This is a genomic window from Trinickia sp. (assembly GCF_051953405.1).
Taxonomy (GTDB): domain Bacteria; phylum Pseudomonadota; class Gammaproteobacteria; order Burkholderiales; family Burkholderiaceae; genus Trinickia.
This window is the reverse complement of the sequence record NZ_JBQCIV010000007.1, coordinates 50,981-71,852: the sequence shown is the minus strand read 5'-3', so window position 1 is coordinate 71,852 and position 20,872 is coordinate 50,981. Positions and strand designations below refer to the sequence as shown.

Genomic DNA, 20,872 nt, shown 5'->3' with positions numbered 1-20,872 from the left:
GCAAGATGACGCAAAAAAACCTATTCGACCTCTCGATCGTCTACGACAGCGGCTACGGCCACACCAAGAAACAAGCGGAGGCTATCGCGGAAGGGGCAAGCGCGGTGGCGGGAGCCGAAGTTCATCTCGTTGCATTGGCGGAGGGTCCCGTCGACTGGGAGACGCTCTCGGCCAGCGACGCCGTTGTCTTCGGATCCCCCACCTACAACGGCACAATCAGCGCTCGATTCAAGCAGTTCATGGAGGATTCGACCCAGACAGCCTGGGCGTCCCAGCTATGGCGTAACAAGCTCGCCGCGGGCTTCACCAACTCGGGCTCGATGCATGGCGATAAGCTCCATTCCTTGGTCACGTTGGCGCTGTTCGCCGCTCAGCACGGCATGCTTTGGGTAGGGCTGGACTTATTCGCGGGCAACAACGACGAGGAGCGCAACCGCGTCGGCGGCTGGCTCGGCGCGATGGCGTACTCGAAAGACGAATCGCCGGAGCTTTCGCCGATCAAAAGCGATTTGGACACGGCGCGGCACCTCGGCGGCCGTGTCGCCGAGCTGGCCGCGCGGTTTCGCAGCGGCCAGGGCTGATCGTTCGCGCCTCGCGACTGCATTGCCGTTGTCTGCGCGAGATCGAATGCAGCCGGCGTCCGGTCAGCGTGCGGATGCCCTGGCGTTCCGCTCGGCAGGCCGCATCAGCACCTTGATCGAATCGAGCGAATTCGCGACCCGAATAGCCTCCTCCCACTCCTCGAGCGAGAAGCCGTGAGTGACGATGCCCTTCGACGTGACGAGCCCGCGCGCGAGCAGATCGATGGCAATGGGATAGCAATAAGGCCCCAGGTGCGCGCCGCGCACGTCGAGTTCCTTTCTATCCCCAATGATCGACCAATCGACTGAAGTCTCCGCGCCGAACACCGAAAATTCGACGAACCGTCCAAGCTTGCGTATGAGTTCCAATCCTTGCGGCACACCCGCCGGTACGCCAGTCGTTTCGATGTAGACATCGCAGCCATATTGATCGGTGAGCGAACGAACGATCGCGAGCGCATCGTCCGTCTTCGGATTGATCGTGACGTCGGCACCGTACTCGCGTGCGAGCGCCAGACGCTCGTCCACGAGATCGATCACGACGAGCTTCTTCGGGGTCTTCAAATGCGCAACCTGCGTCATCATGAGCCCGAGCGGCCCTGCGCCCGCGATCACCACCACATCGTCGAGCTGAATGTCGCCGCGATTGACGGTATGAATCGCGCAGGAGAGCGGTTCGATAATGGCGGCATCCTCGATCGATATGCCGTCTGGAATCTTATGGACGATTGCCGTCGGCGGGAAGCGCATGTACTCGGCCATGCCGCCGTCGGCCACCTCGCGCTGGAAGCCGAAAATGTTGTGCACCTCGCACATCCAGTATTGACCCGACTTGCAGTATCGGCACTTCGCGCATGGGACGATCTGCTCCGCGATCACACGTTCCCCCACCTTCACGCCGAAGTGCTGCTCCGCACCCTCGCCGAGTTCTTCCACATACCCGAAGAACTCATGCCCGGGTATCACCGGAGCCTTGACCCAGGGGCTCGGTCCACCCCAAAACATCTTCGCCCCCGAGTAGCATTTGCAGTCGCTCGCGCAGATCCCGCACGCCGCGATTCGGATGACAAGCTCGTTCGGGCCAGGCTTGGGTCGCACAACACGCTCGACTCGGTAATCCTTCGGGGCATGGCAGACGACGGCCGTCATGTGCGCCGTCTCGTTCGATTCACTCATGGTCGACTCGCTTGGAATGGAAAAGGAAAGGAGCGCGTGTCGTTCACCGCGCGAGAAAACCGCCATCCACGGCCAGACTCGCGCCGTTGATCATGCGCGACTCGTCGCCTAGCAGGTAGGCGATCGTCTGCGCCACCTCGTCGGGCTGCACGAACCGGTTCAAAGGAATACGCGAAAGCATCTGTGCGGCCTTGTCGGGGTCGCTCCAAGCCTTTTCGGCCATCGGCGTCAACGTGACGGTCGGATTGACCGCATTCGTGCGGATGCCATAGGTCCCAAGCTCGACGGCCATGACGCGGGTGAGGGCGTCCAGTGCGGCCTTCGATGCGCAATAGGCCGCGTGCAGCGCGAACCCGATATGCGCCGAGATGCTCGATACGTTGACGATCGCGCCGCCCGTGCCGCGCTCGATCATGCCGCGCGCGCACGCCTGCGCGACGATCATCGCGGCACGCACGTTCACGGCCATGGTCTCGTCGAACGCTTCGACGTCGACATCGAGAAACGGCTGCAAGCGTGCGATGCCCGCGTTGTTGACGAGCAGATCGATCGGCTGCGCGGCGAGCGCCGCCCGGCGCGCGGCAGCGGCGTCGGCGAGATCGACCGCGTGCGTTTCGCAGCCGATCTCGCGCTCGAGCGAACGCAAATCGTCCGCGGAGCGGCTAAGCGCCACGACGCTCGCACCACGCGCCGCGAGCAGCAACGCCGCAGCGCGCCCGATGCCCTTACCCGCGCCCGTGATCAACACGCGCTTGCCCGAAAATTCGTTTCGGCGATCGACCGCACCTGTCGAGTTCATCATCGGCAATCCTTATGTTTTTCCCTTAGGGACCGTTACGGCTCCTCGCAGAGCCGCCGCGCGGTGTCCTCGTCCGTGACGAGCACCGACACGTAGCCGCCGCGCAGCGCGGCACGCGTCACGAAGAATTTTTTTGCGCCGCCACTTGCGAGCACGACCTGCTTGATGCCGCGCAGATCGTCGAGCGCGATGGCCACGGTGCGGCGGTTCAACGGGTGATTGATGAGCTTGCCGTTTTCGTCGACGAAATGACCGAGTACGTCGCCCACGGCGCCCGCCTTGCGCAACGTGCGCAGATCTTCGGGATCTTTCACGCCGTACGTGATGACGAGCGATTCCGTGAGATCGCCGGCCGTCACCAATGCCAGATCCGCGTTGCGCGCGAGTTCGTAGGTTTCGCGCACGGCGTCTTCTTGCAGAATCACGTCGCGAACTTTCTGACTGCTGACGTAAATCGGCGCCGCGAATAAATAGCCGTCCGCATGACAGAGATCGGCGAAATCGGAGACGATGTCGAACGTATTGATGCTCGGGCAATGCGCCAGCCCGCCTTGAAGCGAGACGGCCGAGATCGGCCCATACGCGCGCTGCGGCAACGCCCGCAACACCGCGCGAATCGTTCTGCCCCAACCAAGCCCAATCGTGTGGCCCGCCGCGATGTGCTGCGTGAGATAGTTCGCCGTGCCGATACCGAGCGCAGCCATCGTCGCTTCGTAGGTCGCCCCGCTCGGGACGACGACAGCCGCCTGCAGGGCGAAGCGCTCGACGAGCTTTTCCTCGAGCGCCACGCAGGGCGCGATACGGCTGTTGATCGTGATGCGCACGAGCCCCGCTTCGCGGCCGGCCGCAAGCAACCGATTCACGCGCACGCGGTTCGTGCCGAGCAGTTGCGCGATCTCTTGCTGCGTCATGTTGCCGACGTAGTAATGCCAAGCGACGCGCGTCTGCAGTTCCTCTTCGCTGTCTACCCCATCTTCAAGCTCGACGGGTGGTGTGATTTGGGTGGTCTTGCCCATGATGTCAAGAATGTCTCGCTCAGAGAAAACCGACAGTTATAGCAAATGCCTCATTTCACCGCACCCATCGTGAGACCTTGCACGAGCCGTCCCGATACCAGCAAAGCAAAGATCACCATGGGCAGCACGATCAACGTGCCCGTCGCCATGATTTCGCCCCAGGGCAACTCGTAGCCGCTCATGTAATTCGTCGCGGCCACGGGCGAGGTCGCAGCGTTGTCCCGCGTGAGGACGAGCGCATAGAGCAAGTCGTTCCACGAGAAGATGAACGCGAAGATCGCGGAGACAACGATGCCGGGCATCGCAAGCGGCAAGTTGATCCGCCAGAACACGCGCCACGGCGACGCACCGTCGAGCCGCGCGGCTTCGTCGAGTTCAACGGGGACGTTGCGGAATTGATCGGTGCAAATCCAGATCACGATGGGCAGCGAGAACGTCAGGTAAAGCAAGATCAAGACGATATGCGTATCGATCAGATCGAGCTTGGTAGCAATCAAGAAAAACGGCACCGCTAGCACCACGGGACTGACCATTCGGTTCGAAATGAACCAGAACCACAGGTCGCGCTTACCGCGAAACTCGAAACGCGCGAGTGCATAAGCGGCCGGTGTGCCGAGCAAGATCGCGAGCACTGTCGTGCTGCTGGCCACGATCAACGAGTTGACGAGGCTGGCGCCGACATCGTGCTGGAACAACGCATCGCCGTAATGCTTCAGCGTAGGAGAGAAACGCCACAACGGCGGATATGCGAGCGCATCGGCCTGCGTCTTCAGGCTCGTCGTCACCATCCAGTAGAACGGAAACACCGAGGAGAGAAAAACCGCCAGCAGCGCCAACCCATGCCAAAGCGTTGCCCGCCGACGGCCGGCCCGCGCGCGATGCGAGCGCGGCGCCGCGCCGATCGCGAACAAGCCCAAAAAGGACACGCTCATGCGACCTCCCGGTAGATATAGCGAATGTACAAGCGCGAGAGCACGATCGTCAGCACGAGCAGCAGCATCGCTTGCGCGGAGGCGAGCCCTTGATCGAACAAGCGGAAGCCGATGCGTTCGATATACACGCTGATAAACTCGGTGGCCGCACCGGGACCGCCGCGCGTCATCGTGTAGACGGCATCGAACATCTTGAGCATGTCCGCCGAGCGCAGGATCAGAATGGCCGTCAGCCCCGGCAACAGATAAGGCCGTTCGATATGCCAGAGAATCGTCAAGCGCTTGCGCGTTTCGAGCCGCGCCGCTTCTTCGGCTTCCTTCGGCACCATCGTCAGCCCGGCGAGAAGAATCAGCGCGCAAAACGGCGTCCACTGCCAGACGTCCATGATCATCACCGAAACGTAGGCGAGCGTGGGATCGCCGAGCCAGTCGAGCGGATGAACGCCGAAAAAGCCGAGCAAGTAATTGGCGACCCCGAACTGCCGATTGAAGATCAGCCGGCCAATGAGCCCAACCACGGCGTAGGTCGTCGCCATCGGCACCACCAAACCCACGCGCGCCACCGCCCGCATCCAGGCAAGCCCGGGCCGGTGCAGCATCAGCGCCGCGAACAGACCGATCGCGATCTCGATCGGCAACGTCAGGCACAGAAACAGCATCGTCCGCCCAAGCGCCTGCCAAAACGTCGCATCGGTGAGCGTCGCCACGTAATTGTCGAGGCCGACGAACGGCGTGCCCGATTCGAGATCGGCGAGGCGGTACTGATGCACAGAATTGAAGAGCGCGACCAACAGCGGGTAGATCCCGATCACGGCCAGCGCGAACACCGCGGGAAAGAGAAACCAAAACGCGGGCGAACGCGGCCAGAGCCACTGCCGCGCGCGTTTGCGCATGGCGGACTCTTGCACCGCGTGCGACACGGTACCGTTCACCATGGCGATCTCCGGTTCACGCTGGCCACCCTAGTCGTCGCTGACCGCTCACTTGAGCAGCGGCTTCTTGCCGTCGTAGTAGCCGGCCTTGCGCAGAATGTCTTCCATCTTCGAGCCGATCGTCTGCGCTCCCTCCTTCACCGATACTTGGCCGAGCATCATCTTCGTGCCCCACTCGCCAATGATCTCGGAAACGGCGGGCCACTCGGGGAAGCGCGGCCGGTAGTCCGGCACGCCGCCCTGCCACGATTCCACCATCGGCTTCACGAACGGATACTTCTGTTGCACGGCCGGATCTCGATACACCGCCATGCGAGCCGGCACGCCGCCCGCGTCGAGATAAGGCTTGGCCATTTGCTCCGACGTGATCCACTGGATGAACAGCCAAGCCGCGGCTTGCTTCTTCGCGCTGGTCTTCGCGTTGACAGCCAGCGAGAAGCCGCCCAATGCGGGCTTGAGACCCGCCGGGCCGCGCGGCTCCGTCGCGATGCCGAGGCAATCGCCAAGCTTGGATTTCGAGGGGTCAGTCAACGTGGGATAGAACGCGGACCATTCGGTGATCATCGCTACCTGTCCTTGCGCAAGCGCATTGACCGCTTCAGCGTGATCGAAATCGACGATGCCCGGCGGCATGTACTTCATGAGCTTTTGCCGATAGTCGAGCCCCGCCTGAGATTGCGGCGACATGAGATTCGACTTGAACTTGGCGTCGAGCAGCGAGCCGCCGTTCGGCCACAGCATGCGCATAAAGCTATCGGCCGATTGCGTCTCGCCGCGCCGCGACTGTAGTGCAAAGGCGTACTGATTTTTGCCGGCGTTCGTCAGTTTCGGTGCGTAGACGTTCAACAGATCGTCCCAGGTCTTGGGCGGCTCATCGAATCCCGCTTGCTTGAGCATGCATTTGTTGTAGAACATGAGGCCCGAGTAGTTGTCGAACGGCAGCCCGTACGTGACCTTGTCCCACGTACCGAACGAGTCGAGCAGAATCGGGAAGAAGCCCTTTAGGTTCAGGTTCGGGTCCGCCAGCTTCGGATCGTCGGTGAACTTCTTGATCGGCACGAGCCACTTGTTGCTGGCGAATTCGCCGATCCACACGACATCCACCAACACGATGTCCTGCGCGCCGCCGCTGACGAAATTGAGCACCTCTTTTTGTCGCGTGCTCTCGTAGGGCACGACGTCCCACTTGATCGTGATACCCGTTTCCTTCTCGAACTGCGGAATCAGTTTCTCGGCGGCGACATAGCCGGGCCGATCGAGGAAGATCGCGTGGAGGGTCGTGCCCGAGTAGGGTGCCGCAGCCTCCTTCAACGTCCATGCATAGGCGTGGGCCGCCGCCAAGAACGACGCGGCGGCCATCGATGCCATCGCCGTGTTTCGCTGCAAGAACCGTTTGTTCATCGATTGTCTCCTTGTCGACCGCGGCGAACATCCGGCGCTCGTTCACGGTCCGATGCAAAGCTGGTTTGTTATCGATTCGGCGGCAGGCATCGGATCGATCGACGCCTGCGCACGCGCGGTACTGCGTCATGCGACTGCGGCGCGGCCGGCGGCCCTCTGGCTGCGCGTTTCACTTGTAATTTCGTTTTTTCAAATGTATATTTTGGCGCACGACGCTTGTCAAGAAGAAAATCGTTAGGAGTCCTTGCGGCAGTGCACGATGGCGCAGCCGCGAGCAGCGAGCGCAAGCGCGTACGACACGCGTCGACGCGGCGCGAAGTGCGACGTTCGTAGGAGACGCGAAATGAGCGCAGTTCAGTTGCAGCAGATCCGCAAAGCGTTCTCGGGCGCACAGGTGCTCAAGGGAGTCGACATCGACGTGAGCGAGCACGAGTTCCTCGTGTTCGTCGGTCCCTCCGGGTGCGGGAAATCCACGCTGCTGCGCACCATCGCCGGCTTGGAACGCGTCGACTCGGGTCGCGTCCTGATCGGCGGAGAAGACGTGACGGAAGTCGAGCCTTCGGAGCGCGGTGTCGCGATGGTGTTTCAGTCGTATGCGCTCTATCCGCACATGTCCGTCTACGAAAACATCGCGTTCGGCTTACGGATGCTGAAGATGCCGCCAAGCGAGATCGAGCGGCGCGTGAACGGCGCGGCACAAACCCTGCAGATCGGCCAATTGCTCGATCGACGCCCGCGCGCGTTATCGGGCGGGCAAAGGCAGCGCGTAGCGATCGGCCGTGCGATCGTGCGCGAGCCCAAAGTCTTTCTCTTCGACGAACCCCTGTCGAACCTCGATGCCGCGCTGCGTGTCCAGATGCGGCTCGAACTCATCAAGCTGCACAAGCAGTTGAATGCAACGATGATCTATGTGACGCACGATCAGACCGAAGCGATGACGATGGCCGATCGGATCGTCGTGCTCAACCACGGCGCGGTCGAGCAGATCGGCTCGCCGCTTCAATTGTATCGACGCCCGCGCAATCGGTTCGTCGCCGGGTTCATCGGCTCGCCGAAGATGAACTTCATCGATGTGGAGGTTCGCGCAGCCGATTCCAACGGGGTGACGATTGCGCTGCCCGGCGGGGCGGCGCTCACGGTCCCGTGCGATACGGAGGGCGTACGCGCGGGAGACGCGCTCGCGCTCGGCGTGCGTCCAGAGCATTTGATGGAGAACGGCGCAGCCGGCTGCGATGGACGTCTGGCCGGCGAGGTGCTCGTGGTCGAACACCTCGGCGGGGAGACGCTATTGCACGTCACGCTCGCCGGAGGCGGGGCGATTCAAGTAAAGGGTTCCGGAGATTCGGCCGCAACGGACGGGCAACGCATCGAGGTCGGGTTTTCCGTGCGGCACGCGCATTTGTTCAGACCTGACGGTCTGGCGCTCGGGGCACGGCGCGAGGCGTTGGAGCCTTTGGCACTTCAAACGCCGCCCCAGTCCGATGCGCCTTTGTCGAAATGCGATCGGTAGGCATAGATAGCGGGCGAGCCGCCCGTATGCAGAAACAACGCGCTATCGGTCGAGTTGAAACGCCTTGCGTTGCGCGGGCGGCCCGGTTCGCTCTGGAACGCAAGGTTTCGCCAGCACCCGCCTCGGGTGTCCGCAAGCAATGCCATGGTGACGACCATCGTTCACTGCTTCCCTCGCGAGAGCCGCCATGCCCATCGACAGTGTCACTTCCCATGCGCCTTCCGCGCAGTTCCAACCGCACGATGCTTCCCATGCAACACCCGGCACGAAGCAGGACCTCCTGGAGAACATCCTCGACAAGTTGGATCGATTGCTTGAAACCATGATGCGGCAGTTGCGCTCCTCGTCCGGCGAGCATGCGCGCAATCGCCATCATGGCCACCACGCGCACGGGCAAGCGAGCGATCAGCAAGTCACGCAGGACACGCCGACGACCGGCGGCGGCAATACCGGCAATGCGTCGCCGGCCGCCTCGTTCGCACAGCCGCAGCATGGCGCGCAAGCGGCCGATCGTAGCGCATCTCCTTCGTCGATGTCGGGCGTCGCACCGGCAGCATTCAATCGCTCCGCCGCTCCCGCTACGCCGAGCGATGCGAAGGCCCCCTCGGGCGCCGGCGTTTATGCCACCAGCGTCGATCAAGCCGCGCCGACTGTCCACCCCACGTTCCTGCCGGTACTGCGTGGGGACGAGCAGCAGAAAGACGCGCAGATCAAAAACGAAGCGGATTTCGGCCGCGCCGTCGATGAAACCGCAAAAGAATACGGCCTCAATCCGAATGTCTTTCGCGCCCAGTTGCAGGTTGAATCCGGAGCGTTCTCGCAGGGCTATCAAAAAGCCATGCGTTTCGAGGGCGACTTGGACCGTGCCTCCAACAACAACACCTCGATCGGCCTGGGACAGATCTCCCGGAAGTTTCTCGATGGGCGCGATTGGTCCCAAGACGGACCGGGCAACAAACGGGTGGGCAGCCAGGTCGTCACCACGGCACAGTACGAGAACAGCGTAACCGTGCAATTGCGCATGGCTGCGTCGAACCTCGCACAACGCATCGCAGATCACGGCAGCCTCAAGCAAGGGCTGTCCTACTACGTGTCGGGCAACGACAATCCCAACAATCCGATCGCCGCCAACTACATCCAAAAGATCGACGCGGCGCTGAAAGACCCCGCTGTCCTGACCCCAGGCCGATAGGTCGGTGCACGCGAAGGGCGGCAGCGCTTCGGCTCAGTACAGCTTGCTCGGCGGCAACGATCGCTTGATCTGTTTTCGGAGACGGGCTACCGCGGCTGCCTTCTTTCGTTTGCGTTTCGCCGTCGGCGTTTCATAAGCCGTTCTCGCGCGCAGTTCTTTTATCAAACCGGTGCTCTCGATGGAACGGCGGAAGCGGCGCAAGGCGACTTCCATCGGTTCGTTCAGCTTGGGGGTAACCGTTGTCAATTTTTTTCCTGATGGGAAGTGCGCGCCGCGTACCGTTCGAAATTCCGTGACCGTGTTCGCGGCGCGATGGGTGCGATGGCAGCCGAACGCATCGACGCGCTCGGATGATGCGCGAGGCGCAACTTACAGCTCCACATCGAGGACGTGGGTGTCTTCGGAGCAGGTGTCGATGAGGTGTTCCGCGTAGGCAGTCGATGCACGCCGCGCGTCGCCGGTATTGCGGAAGGGACTTTTCGCCTCAATCCGGAACACGCGGCAGCGTGGCGCTTCCCCGCCGATTCCCGGCTCCTGGATGCGCACGGCAGCGTCGAATCCTTCGTCGTAATTGCGCGCGCTTCCGGGCTCGGTGGCGCGATGCGGGTAGACCAGTGGATAGACTTCTAGCCCACGGTAGAGACGGAAACCGGTTGTCATGAAAGACCTCTGAGGCCGCGTCAACTGGCGGCCAATGGGGAAAGGAGTGTGAGCGACCGAATTGTGTCGTCACATGACTGGCCGCGTTGTTCGGCCGGCGGTGAATGTGGGCCGCCCTATTGGCGTTGGGCAAGGCAACTGCGGCGGCGCGGAGAAGGGCTGTGGGTCAATCGACGCTAATCGCCGCATTCATGCTACACCGATTGCCCCGTTTGTACAGAGAATGTTTTTGTCCGTGCCCGGTTCGCGATGGCGCGTCGCCTTCAACCGCGCGTGTCGACCCAATGTCGCGCCCAGCGTGTCGAGTGCTGCAGCGCCTGCTCTTCGCTCGTGAAGTAATCGAGCGAATAAAACTGATAGCGGCCACCAACGCGCGCGCTATCCGTGCGTTCGAGCAGCAGGTTCGATGAAAAACTACCGTCGGGCAAACGATGCGCCGAGGGTTGGACGGCATAGCCGTGGTATTGCTGAATGTGTTTGTTGTGCATTTTAGTTTTACTGATATTCGAATGCGCGCGTACCGTACGAAATGCGCATGCACGGTTGCGCCGCTCCCAAGCCATTGGGAGCGCGATCTGAAGCCGTCGCAACGCTATAACGGCGCGACAGCAGAGGGGAGCATGAAGAGCAACGAGACGTGTGGCGCCGGCAAGCCGCTGACCAAGCAGTGCGGCTAAGAGCGATCGCGCCAACTTTAGAGACCAAAGCTCCGCGAGGGTGTCGCTGCAACCCGGCCTCCGTAGACGGAAACCGGGCCCTCCAAACTTTACAGCGGCTTGATATTGGCCGCTTGCAGACCCTTCGGGCCTCGCTTCGTTTCGAAGCTGACGCGCTGATTTTCAGCGAGCGTCTTGAAGCCTTCGCCGCTGACTTCGGAGAAGTGCGCGAAGAGATCGTCGCCGCCGTTGTCCGGCGTGATGAAGCCGAAGCCTTTGCTGTCGTTGAACCACTTAACGATACCGGTATCCATGAAGAATCCTTGAGTAAAAAAATAGATAGAAAAGCATGCCCCGCTGGGGAGCGCATGAAGCATCAAGGAGGGAGAGGACAACGAATACCGCTGAGGAGCGAGCAATTGATGAACAGCAATCGAACTTCTTGAACTTCGAACGACACACTACCTGCTGGGCGCTACCAGCGTCAACACTTATCTTGTAACTGTTTTATCGGCGGGCACTTTTACGGATGCGACGACGCACGCCCCGTCAGTCCCTAACTCACCGATCGTCGGTACGCGAGTGCCGAACGACGCAGCACTGCGGCGCCCCGCCGAGCGCCGCACGCCTGTCTAGTGTCCTACTGGAACTTCGATCGTGCCCTCGAGATACAGGACGGCTTGACCGCTTATCAAAACGTGCTCCGCTTCCACGCAGCAATGCAGCAATCCGCTACGGTGCGATGCCTGCAGCGCCACGAGTTCGCGCTTGCCGAGACGCTCGGCCCATAGCGGCGCCAGTGCCGCGTGGATCGAACCCGTCACCGGATCTTCGTCGCCGCCGTTCGCGGGCCAGAAGTAACGCGAGACGAAATCGTGCCGTTGGCCCGGTGCTGTCACAACGACATCGAGCGGACCCAGCGTCTTCAAATGCTCGGAAGCCGCAACGAGCGCACGAACGTCTTGCTCGCTCTCATAGACGGCGACGTAGGCCTGTTGGTTGACCAACACCTCTTTCGGTGCGACCGAAAGGCCTTGCAAGAGCGCTGGCGGCACGCTGTGTACCGCTTCGGAAGGCCGACGCGGGAAACGCATTTCGATGCGGTCGTCGACGTCGCGCCATACGGTCAGCGTGCCGACCGATTTCGCGCCGAACGTGATCGATTCGGCCGGTTGACGACGGAAGATCACATACGCGGCAGCAAGGGTGGCGTGACCGCAAAAGGCGATTTCGGTGATCGGCGAAAACCAGCGGATATCGTAGACACCTTCAGGGTTCCGAACAAAGAACGCCGTTTCGGACACGTTGTTTTCGGTGGCGATCGACTGCATCAGTTCATCGGGCAGCCACCGCTCGAGCGGCACGACCGCGGCGTAGTTGCCTTTGAAAACTTCTCCGGTGAATGCGTCCACTTGGTAGATCGGTAGCTTCATCGCACTGCATCCCCTGAAATAAAACGGTTCGCGAATCTTATCGGGCCGTTCACGCCCCGCACAGGTACAATTTCTCGCAAAAATGGGGTGAAGTGCACCGGTCTTTATTTTCGTCTCGGCGATGTCGATCCGAGCGATACCTCGCATGGAACGAACCACCGAACAACACGATGCCAAACGCCGCCGACCCTTACGTTCTAGTCGATACGCGACACGGAACGATGCTCGCCAATCGCTTTGACGAATATGTCGGTCAAGCGTTGATCCAATATGGCGAGTACGCCGAGTTGGAAACGCAGTTGCTCTTGCAGTGCATCGCCGAGCCCGGCACCGTCGTGGAAGTCGGCGCCAATGTCGGCAGCCAGACCGTCCCCCTCGCCAAAGCAGCCAAGGCAGCCGGCGCCGACGTCATGGCATTCGAGCCGCAGCCGTTCGTGTTCCAGAACCTTTGTGCGAATCTTGCGCTCAACGCCACGGACAATGTGCGGGCTTGGCCGTTCGCCTGCTCGGCACAAACGGGGACAGTCTGGCTCCCTTCCCCCGATTACCGCCGCACGGGCAACTTCGGCGCGGTGTCCGTTCGCGCGCAACCTTTCGATAATGGCATCGAGGTGCCGTGCGTACGGCTCGACGATATGACACAGGGGCGGGCCGTTCGCCTCCTGAAGGTGGACGTCGAAGGCTTCGAGTTACAAGTCCTGCAAGGCGCCGAGCGGATGCTTGCAGACCACCGCCCGCTGTTGTACGTCGAGAACGATCGCGTCGCGCACTCGCGCGCGCTCATCGAGTACCTGTGGACACACGGTTATCGGCTCTCGTGGCATATCAGCCCGCTATTCAATCCGCAAAACTACCGGGCCAATGCGGAAAACCGCTATCCGTCCATTTACTCCTTCAACATGCTGGGCGTCCCGCGGGAGTCGAACCTGGTGCTGCGCGGTTTCGAGGAAATCGTCGATGCGGCCGCTCATCCGCTGGCGAAACGCTAGCCTTGACGAGCGGCGAGTAGCTTGCGCATGGCGCCAGGTTTCGCATGCGCCATTCGCATGCCGCTGAAACGAATCGCACAAAAACGATTCTGTCAATCGGTGCTTTTCGGCTGAAGCCGCACGCCGCCGCGGTGGCCACATAGGGCGGTGCATTTCTCTCGCTCGATATGCATCGTTCTCATGGACACGCGAATGGATACATCGAGCACAAACTCGGCGGCCAACGTGCGCTCGAGCGGACCAAACGCCCGTCCGACAAGGCGTTGGCGAACCCCTCGTAGGGTGTCGCACATATATTTCCGCCATAGTGATTTTGAAAGAAATCGAGCAGCCGGTTCGGCATTCTGTCGTTTTTTCCGGTTACGCCGTATCGAAGAGAAGAACACACGTAAAAATCGGCCGTTGAATTTCGCGATTCGGCTGAATAGTATTGGGAAAGTCGCAAGTTCTTAAACCAACGTTTCTCGAACCTCTTCGCCGGGGTGTCTATGAATCGCAAGAACGTGCCGCAAAGACAACGCGCACTCGTCGCAGCCCTTGCCGGCGCGCTCACCGGCGTCGCACCGCTGGTCGCAAAAGCCGACTGCGGAATCAACGGAACGATCAGCGCGAACCAGACCGAGATCGGCTGGTCTTCGGGTAACTGCACGATCGCCCCCAACGTCGTTCTCTCCAATTTCGGCACCTCGACCGCTTTGCTGGCGACCGGCTCCTCGCTGGGCACGCTCACCAACAGCGGCACGATCGCGGGCATCACGTACGGGATGGTCAATGCCGGAACCATCAGCGTACTCACCAACAACAGTGCCGGCAATTTCGTCGGCGGCAATGCGGGCATCAGGAGCACCGGCTCGATCAACACCTTCACCAACAACGGGCTCATCAGCACAAGCGGTATCGCGGGCACCATCGCCGCCGGGATCAACAACAGCGGCACGATCGCGACGCTGACCAACGCGGCAACCGGCACGATCACCGGTGCCGGCAGAGGCATCTACAACACGAGCACCATCGGCACCGTCAACAACATGGGCCTGCTCGCCGGTAGCGGCACGGTCAGCGGCAGCATATTCGGCATCGACAACTCCGGCGGCAGCATCGGTACGATCCTGAACAGCGGCACCATCAAAGGCTCCACGTACACCGGAACGATCGTCGGCTACGGGGTGCTCGGCGAAAATTCGGGCGTGATCGGCACGCTCACCAACAGCGGCACCATCACCAACGAACTCGGTATCCTTATCCGCAGCGGCGCCAGCCTGGGCACGCTGACCAATACCGGCTCCATCACCAGTACGTTTTCCGGCGTCGTTGCGCAAACGGGCACCATTGGCACGATCAACAACTCCGGCCTTATCAGCGGCGCGACCACGCAGACGGTGACCGGCTTCCCGAGCGGGCCCTATACCGGCGTGTTCGCGCTGGCCGGCGCCACGATCGGCTCGCTGATCAATAGCGGCACCATTACGGGCCTGCTCAATGCCATCAATATCGACAGCACGAGTACCATCAGCCAGATCGCCAACAGTGGGTTGATCGCGGGTGCCATCCATAACACCGGCTCCACCAATCTGAGTATCGGCGGCGGTAGCGGCACCGTATTCGGTACGCTGACGGGCCTCGGCGGCGCAATTGCCGCCGCGAACGTGGGCACCATCACGAATACCTCGTCCAACGTGGCGTTCGGTTCCGGCAATGTGCTGCTGAACGACCAAATCAACGTGGGCAGCCACGCGGTCAATAACACCGGCGCCACGCTGCAGGTCAACAATCCCATCGCGATCACCGGCAACTACACGCAAGGGGCGGCCGCCACGCTGCTGGTCGGCGTCGCCGACAGCGCGGTCACAGGCGGAACGATTGCCAGCGACAGCGGCTATGGCCGGCTCGTCGTCTCGGGCACCGCCAATATCGCCAGCGGTTCCGCCGTGACGCTGCAAAAGCTCAATGCCTATGGATTCGCAGCCGGCCAGCGTTTCGTCGTCGTCGACGCCACCGGCACCGGGACGAACTACAACGCCGGCACGCTGCGTTATGCGATCGCCGGGGTCACCGGACTAGTGGTCACCGGCGCCGCCGTGGCCAATGGCGCAAACAGCGACCTTGTCCTAACGGTTGCCAACGCGTCCGGATCGGGAACGGGGACCGGTACAGGCACGGGAACAGGCACAGGCACAGGGACTGGAACCGGAACCGGAACCGGAACCGGCACGGGCACGGGCACAGGAACATCGCCCCCCAAACCGGCTGCAACCGCGCCGAATGCCGTGTCGGCGTTGAAGGGGCTGGGGAACTACACCGGTATCAGTCCGGCCCTGCTCAACCTGTTCGACGCCTCGCTCGCACTCGAGGCGGGCGGCTCGCCCCAAGCGCTCAACGCCGCAGGCAAGCAACTGAGCCCGACGTCGCAGACCTCCTCGAGCCGCGCCGCGGCCGCGCCGACCTTGGACGTGCTCAATATCATCTCGAGCCACGCCAACGGACTGCGCCTGGCGCAACAGTACGGCAGCGGCATCTCCACCGGCGAGGGCTCGCCGAGCTGGGGCGTCTGGGGTCAGGCGTTCGGCGGGCACGCTAGCCAGAACGCGCGCGACCAAGTGGACGGATACAGCGCCAACTACGGCGGCCTGCTGTTCGGCGTCGATCGCGCGGTATCGCAGGCGTGGCGCGTCGGCGGTGCATTCAGCTACAGCAACACTGCCGTCAACAACACGGGCGACACCGCCGGGAGCAACACCCGCATCAACGCTTACGGCCTGATCGGTTACGGCAGCTACGTGGCGAACAGGTGGTACGCCAACCTGTCCGCGGGCGCCATCGTCCAGCGCTACGACACGAATCGCCTGGTCAACTTCCCCGGGTTCTCGGGCCAAGCGAGCGGCAGCTTCAGCGGTCAGCAGTACGTCGCGCGCGGCGAGATCGGTTATCCGCTTGCGCTCGGCATCGCGACGGTCACGCCGCTCGCGAGCCTCACCTACAGTTATCTGCATCAAAACGCCTACACCGAATCGGGCGGCAACGGTGCTGCGCTCTCGGTCGACGCGACGCACCTGACTTCGGTCACCACCGACCTCGGCGCAAAAATCGAACGCGAGGTGCCCACGTCGTACGGTGTGCTGGTGCCGGAGTTGACCGTCGCATGGCGGCACGAGTACAACAACACGCGTGCGCTGACCACGGCGACCTTCGCCGCCGATCCCAGCGGCCAGACGAGCTTCAGCGTGCTCGGCACGAGCCCTATGACGAACTCGGCTGTGCTAACCGCAGGCGTCACGCTGCTGAAGCAACGAAACCTGAGCTTGACCGCGCGCTATAACGTGCAGCTCGGGCCGGGCTTTGTTTCCCAAGCCGGTAGCCTACGCTTGCGTCAGTTGTTCTAATATCTTGCGCATGGTCAGCACCGCAGCCCCTCAAGAAAACATCAGCATCCAGGAAGCGCTCACCCGCGCCTACGCACACTGGAACGCCGGCCAAGCGGAACAAGCCGAGATGCTGGCTCAGCGTGTGCTTGCCGCTTGGCCCGGCCAGCCGGATGCCCTCCATTTACTGGGGTTGATGGCGCACGCCTACGGCAACCTGGATCTGGCGATCTCGCACGTGAAGCAGGCTTGCCTCGCCCCGCGTGCGGCGGCCGTCTATTCGAGCAATCTCGCGGAAATGTATCGCCAGAAGGGGATGCTGCCCGAAGGCGAGGAAGCGGCACAGCGTGCTGTCGCGATGGATCCCACGCTCGTGTCCGGATGGAACAACCTCGGCATCTTGCTGCAAGAAGCCGGTCAGCTCGAGCGCAGCCGCGTATGTCTGGAGAAGGTGGTCGCGCTCAATCCCGAATGGCCCGACGCACACAACAATCTCGGCAATACGTGGCGACGACTCGACCAAATGGACCGTGCCGAGGCTTGCTACCGCCAAGCGCTCGCGCTCAATCCATCGTATGCCGAAGCGCATAGCAATCTCGCCTACCTGCTCTCGACGCAAGGCAGCTACGACGAAGCCGCCCAGCATGCTCGGCAGGCCATCGATCTGAACCCTCGCCTCGTCGACGCGTACCTGAACCTTGCGGAGGTCGAGAGTTCGCGGCAGCGCCACGATGCCGCACTGCGTGCGCTCGATATGTTGGGCGCTTTCGCGCCCGAGCATCCGGCCGCGCTGACGGCGCGTGCGAAGGCCCTCAGACAGATCGCGCACATCGACGAGGCGCTCGCCGTCGCACGGCATGCCGTTGCACTGGCGCCCCGCAACGCGCAGGCGCATTACACGCTTGCGCTCGCGCTGCACGATCTCGGTATGACCGATGAAGCGCTCGATGCCTACGAGCAGGCGGCTACCTTGCCCGGCACAGTAGCCGAAGCGGCACTCGTGGGGCGCGCCACGCTGTTGATCGAAGCGGGGCGCCAGACTGAAGCGCTGGCGGCCTTCGAGCAGGCACTCGTGCGGCTCCCCGATTCCGTGCAGGCGCTCGCGGCACGCGCCGAGTCGCGCACGTTCGGCCGCGACGATCCCGACATCGGCAAGCTGGAAGCCTATCTCGCGCAAGGAGAACGGCGCCCGCTCGTCGATCGCATCGCGGCGCATTTCGCGCTCGGCAAGGCCTACCTCGACACCCAGGATTCGGAGCAGGCGTTCCGGCATTGGGAGGCCGGCAACCGCGCCAAGCGCGCTTCGTTCGACTATGACGGCGAGCAGATCGGCCGCTGCATGGAAGACGTCAGGACGGTGTTCACGCCCGAACGGTATGGGCGGTTGGCGGGCCTCGGCGAGCCGTCGACACTGCCCGTGTTCGTCATCGGCATGCCGCGCTCGGGAACCACGCTCATCGAGCAAATCCTCTCGTCGCACCCGCAAGTGACGGGCGCGGGCGAGCTGTCGGCGCTGCGTCTGTCCATCGATGAAATCGGCGTCTTTCCCGACTGTGTCGCCGCGCTCGACGGCGAGCCCGAGGCAGAGGCGCAGGCTCGCTTGCGCGAATGCGCGCAAGCTTATCTCGCCCGTGTGACAAAGCTTGCCGCAGGCCGAGCGCATGTCGTCGACAAGATGCCTGGCAATTTCTTGTATGCCGGCATGATCCCGCTGATCCTGCCGGGGGCCCGGATCGTCCACGTTCGGCGCGATCCCGTCGATACATGCTTGTCCTGTTACACGAAGCTGTTCGCCGGACAGCAGCCGTTTGCCTACGACCTCGCGGAGCTTGGCGCTTTCTACCGCCATTACGAACGGTTGATGGCGCATTGGCGCGCGCTGTTGCCTCGCGACGTCTTCATCGAAACGCAATACGAAGCGGTCGTCGACGATCTCGAAAGCGAAGCGCGGCGTTTGATCGGCTGGCTCGGACTGCCGTGGAACGATGCCTGCTTGAACTTTCATCGCAACCGTCGCGTGGTTCGCACGGCCAGCGTCAACCAAGTGCGCCAACCGATCTATTCGACTTCGAAAGGTCGCTGGCGAACTCATGCGCGGTATCTCGGTCCTTTGCTCGAGGCGCTTGGCGTCGAGGCGCCGTGATGGCCGATGCCGACTGCGATATCGGCGCGATCGATCAGCGGATGCGTCCGCTGCTGGCGTCGGGGCGTTACGAGGAAGCCGAAGCGATCGTGCGGCCGTATCTGGCCTCGGGCCGCGGACCGCTTGTGCTATGGAAGCTGCTCGCTGCCGCACTTCGTCCGCAAGGACGGATCGCCGAAACGCGCGCGATCCAGGAAATGCTCGTGGAGCACGCACCCGGCGATTTCCCGACGCGTTTCGACCTCTCGGAAACGTTGCTGCTCTCGGGCGAGTTCGAACGCGGCTGGCGTGAATACCGTTACCGATATAGCCTCGCCCATACGGTTCGCATCGAGCGCAAGGTACAGCGTCCGCGCTGGGACGGCCGCGCCATGTCCGGCAAGACGCTACTGATCCACGACGAACAGGGCTACGGCGACACCTTCCAATTCGTGCGCCTCGTGCCTCGGGCCAAGGAGAAGAGCGGAGCGCGGGTCGTTCTCGAAATCAATCGCGAATCGCTGTCGATTATCCGGCGCAGCGCGGGGTTCGACGAGATCGTCGAGCGCGGGAGCCTGCCGCCTGCGTTCGATATGCACTGCGAGATGATGAGCTTGCCGATGGCCTTGGGGCTACGTCTCGACGATCTGCCCGGGCCCATGCCGTACCTGAGCCCGGACCCACGGCGCGTCGAGCGCTGGCGACAGCGCTTGGCCGCCCTGCCCCGCCCGTTGATCGCGCTCGTTTGGGCGGGGCGGCCCACGCATCCCAACGACGCCAACCGCTCGCTGGCCTTGGCCCAGCTCGCGCCGCTCGCGCAGGCTGACGCGAGCTTCGTATCGATCCAAAAAGGCCCGGCTGCTGCGCAGGCCGATACGCCGCCCAACGGCATGAAACTCTTGTCGTTGTCGGCGCAGATCGGCGATTTCGAGGATACGGCGGCGATCCTTTGCCTCGTCGATCTCCTGATTTCGGTGGACTCTTCTCCCGTCCACCTCGCGGGTGCGTTGGGGCGCCCCGTATGGGTCATGCTGCCGAAGGTGCCGGACTGGCGCTGGCTGCTCGAACGGACGGATACGCCGTGGTATCCGCACATGCGGTTGTTTCGTCAGGACGTGCGCACCGATTGGAGCGGCGTAATCTCGCGGATAGCCGGCGAACTCAAGCAATTGACTGCGCCATGAAACCGACGCGCGGCATGCGGTGCCGATGTGGTCTATCGCGTCGTACGGCGTATCTCGGAACCGCCGTCTTGCCCACGTCGACGGTACGCAAAGTGTTTACGGCGGTCGTGTCGCTTTTTCTTTTGGGCGTACTGTCGGGATGCACGGTGCTCGACCCCGACGCGCATGCCGATGCCTTGGCCGAACCCGCGCACCTGCGTCGCCAACTCGTGGATACCGGCCCGTTCGTGCTAACGACGTTTTCACGAATCTCGCATCCCGGCGAGCCGCTGCGCGTGTATATCGAAGGCGATGGTGTCGCCTGGCTCTCGCGTACCGAACCGTCGCTCGACCCGACACCGCGTAAAGCGATGGGGCTCGCGCTCGCGGCAAAGGATCCTGCGCCGAACCTGGTTTATTTGGCGCGCCCTTGTCAGTTCACGCCGATGGCGGCGAACCCGCGATGCGCCATCCCTTATTGGACCGGTAAGCGTTTCTCGCCGGAGGTGATCGACTCGATGAACGCGGCCGTCAGCCGCTTCGCCGCACTCACGCCGGGGCAACCTGTCGAGTTGGTCGGCTACTCGGGAGGGGGCGCCGTTGCAGTACTGATTGCGGCGCGCCGTACCGACGTCGTTTCGATTCGGACGGTGGCGGGCGATCTCGACGACGAATTCGTCAATCGGCTGCACGATGTTTCGCCGATGCCGGAATCGGAGAATGCGATCGATTTCGCACGCCGTGTCGCAAGCATTGCGCAGGTGCACTTCAGCGGAGCCAAGGACGATGTCGTCCCGCCGTCGGTGGCACAGCGTTTCGTCAACGCCACGGGCACGCGCTGCGCTCAGACGGCGATCGTGCCGGGTCTGACTCACGATAGCGACTGGAGCCAGCACTGGCCGGCGCTGCTGAAAGTCGTACCGACTTGCCGCCCGGTTGGCTAATGGAGCG

At 62.5% G+C, this 20,872-nt stretch carries 19 protein-coding genes; 8 read left to right on the top strand and 11 right to left on the bottom strand.

Annotation, left to right across the window (positions count from 1 at the left end; all coding sequences use genetic code 11):
* The first annotated feature begins 5 nt into the window (after positions 1 to 5).
* Positions 6 to 581, top strand: a complete 576-nt coding sequence (locus tag ACTHN9_RS01480; RefSeq protein WP_440534975.1) for a flavodoxin family protein — start codon at positions 6 to 8, stop codon at positions 579 to 581.
* 63 nt (positions 582 to 644) lie between these two features.
* Here the strand turns inward: ACTHN9_RS01480 and ACTHN9_RS01475 are convergent, their stop codons facing one another.
* From ACTHN9_RS01475 to ACTHN9_RS01450, 6 genes are read right to left on the bottom strand one after another with little or no spacing between them, the layout of a single operon-like run.
* A complete protein-coding gene (locus ACTHN9_RS01475) occupies positions 645 to 1,757 on the bottom strand; it encodes an alcohol dehydrogenase catalytic domain-containing protein (protein WP_440534974.1) in 1,113 nt (370 codons plus the stop codon).
* A gap of 43 nt (positions 1,758 to 1,800) precedes the next feature.
* Complete coding sequence (locus tag ACTHN9_RS01470) at positions 1,801 to 2,559, bottom strand: SDR family oxidoreductase (protein ID WP_440534973.1); 759 nt, start codon at positions 2,557 to 2,559, stop codon at positions 1,801 to 1,803.
* Between the two features lie 32 nt (positions 2,560 to 2,591).
* Entirely contained in the window at positions 2,592 to 3,572 is a 981-nt protein-coding gene (locus ACTHN9_RS01465; RefSeq protein ID WP_440534972.1) for a sugar-binding transcriptional regulator, read from the bottom strand.
* Between the two features lie 50 nt (positions 3,573 to 3,622).
* On the bottom strand, positions 3,623 to 4,504 hold the full coding sequence (locus ACTHN9_RS01460; protein ID WP_440534971.1) for a carbohydrate ABC transporter permease: 882 nt from the start codon (positions 4,502 to 4,504) through the stop codon (positions 3,623 to 3,625).
* The gene (locus ACTHN9_RS01455) at positions 4,501 to 5,439 is read right to left on the bottom strand and encodes a carbohydrate ABC transporter permease (RefSeq protein WP_440534970.1); all 939 of its coding nucleotides are present in this window, start codon (positions 5,437 to 5,439) and stop codon (positions 4,501 to 4,503) included. Before ACTHN9_RS01455 ends, ACTHN9_RS01460 begins: the two co-directional genes overlap by 4 nt.
* 45 nt (positions 5,440 to 5,484) lie before the next feature.
* Positions 5,485 to 6,837, bottom strand: coding sequence for an ABC transporter substrate-binding protein (locus ACTHN9_RS01450; RefSeq protein ID WP_440534969.1), 1,353 nt, complete (start codon positions 6,835 to 6,837; stop codon positions 5,485 to 5,487).
* Between the two features lie 343 nt (positions 6,838 to 7,180).
* Here ACTHN9_RS01450 and ACTHN9_RS01445 point away from each other — a divergent pair, with 343 nt between their 5' ends.
* On the top strand, positions 7,181 to 8,347 hold the full coding sequence (locus ACTHN9_RS01445) for an ABC transporter ATP-binding protein (protein WP_440534968.1): 1,167 nt from the start codon (positions 7,181 to 7,183) through the stop codon (positions 8,345 to 8,347).
* 187 nt (positions 8,348 to 8,534) lie between these two features.
* Positions 8,535 to 9,539: an FmdB family transcriptional regulator gene (locus ACTHN9_RS01440; protein ID WP_440534967.1), complete on the top strand. Its 1,005-nt coding sequence runs from the start codon at positions 8,535 to 8,537 to the stop codon at positions 9,537 to 9,539.
* 33 nt (positions 9,540 to 9,572) lie between these two features.
* Here the strand turns inward: ACTHN9_RS01440 and rpsU are convergent, their stop codons facing one another.
* The 5 genes from rpsU to ACTHN9_RS01415 form a co-directional block, all read right to left on the bottom strand.
* Entirely contained in the window at positions 9,573 to 9,752 is a 180-nt protein-coding gene (gene rpsU / locus ACTHN9_RS01435; RefSeq protein WP_440534966.1) for a 30S ribosomal protein S21, read from the bottom strand.
* 156 nt (positions 9,753 to 9,908) lie between these two features.
* Positions 9,909 to 10,199, bottom strand: a complete 291-nt coding sequence (locus ACTHN9_RS01430; protein WP_440534965.1) for a hypothetical protein — start codon at positions 10,197 to 10,199, stop codon at positions 9,909 to 9,911.
* Positions 10,200 to 10,462: 263 nt separating this feature from the next.
* The gene (locus ACTHN9_RS01425) at positions 10,463 to 10,687 is read right to left on the bottom strand and encodes a hypothetical protein (protein ID WP_440534964.1); all 225 of its coding nucleotides are present in this window, start codon (positions 10,685 to 10,687) and stop codon (positions 10,463 to 10,465) included.
* A gap of 278 nt (positions 10,688 to 10,965) precedes the next feature.
* Positions 10,966 to 11,169 carry a cold-shock protein gene (locus ACTHN9_RS01420; protein WP_440534963.1) on the bottom strand — a complete coding sequence of 68 codons (204 nt, stop codon included), beginning with the start codon at positions 11,167 to 11,169 and terminating at the stop codon, positions 10,966 to 10,968.
* A gap of 318 nt (positions 11,170 to 11,487) precedes the next feature.
* Complete coding sequence (locus ACTHN9_RS01415; RefSeq protein WP_440534962.1) at positions 11,488 to 12,288, bottom strand: PhzF family phenazine biosynthesis protein; 801 nt, start codon at positions 12,286 to 12,288, stop codon at positions 11,488 to 11,490.
* Between the two features lie 170 nt (positions 12,289 to 12,458).
* On the opposite strand from ACTHN9_RS01415, the gene ACTHN9_RS01410 reads away from it, so the two are divergent.
* The 5 genes from ACTHN9_RS01410 (at position 12,459) to ACTHN9_RS01390 (ending at position 20,865) form a co-directional block, all read left to right on the top strand.
* The gene (locus ACTHN9_RS01410; protein WP_440534961.1) at positions 12,459 to 13,277 is read left to right on the top strand and encodes an FkbM family methyltransferase; all 819 of its coding nucleotides are present in this window, start codon (positions 12,459 to 12,461) and stop codon (positions 13,275 to 13,277) included.
* A 488-nt stretch (positions 13,278 to 13,765) separates the two neighbouring features.
* The gene (locus ACTHN9_RS01405; protein ID WP_440534960.1) at positions 13,766 to 16,657 is read left to right on the top strand and encodes an autotransporter outer membrane beta-barrel domain-containing protein; all 2,892 of its coding nucleotides are present in this window, start codon (positions 13,766 to 13,768) and stop codon (positions 16,655 to 16,657) included.
* A 10-nt stretch (positions 16,658 to 16,667) separates the two neighbouring features.
* A complete protein-coding gene (locus ACTHN9_RS01400; RefSeq protein ID WP_440534959.1) occupies positions 16,668 to 18,779 on the top strand; it encodes a tetratricopeptide repeat-containing sulfotransferase family protein in 2,112 nt (703 codons plus the stop codon).
* Positions 18,779 to 19,942, top strand: coding sequence for a glycosyl transferase family 8 (locus ACTHN9_RS01395; RefSeq protein ID WP_440534958.1), 1,164 nt, complete (start codon positions 18,779 to 18,781; stop codon positions 19,940 to 19,942). The genes ACTHN9_RS01400 and ACTHN9_RS01395 overlap by 1 nt, the downstream gene beginning before the upstream one ends.
* A 68-nt stretch (positions 19,943 to 20,010) precedes the next feature.
* Positions 20,011 to 20,865, top strand: a complete 855-nt coding sequence (locus tag ACTHN9_RS01390) for an alpha/beta fold hydrolase (protein WP_440534957.1) — start codon at positions 20,011 to 20,013, stop codon at positions 20,863 to 20,865.
* Positions 20,866 to 20,872: the final 7 nt, after the last annotated feature.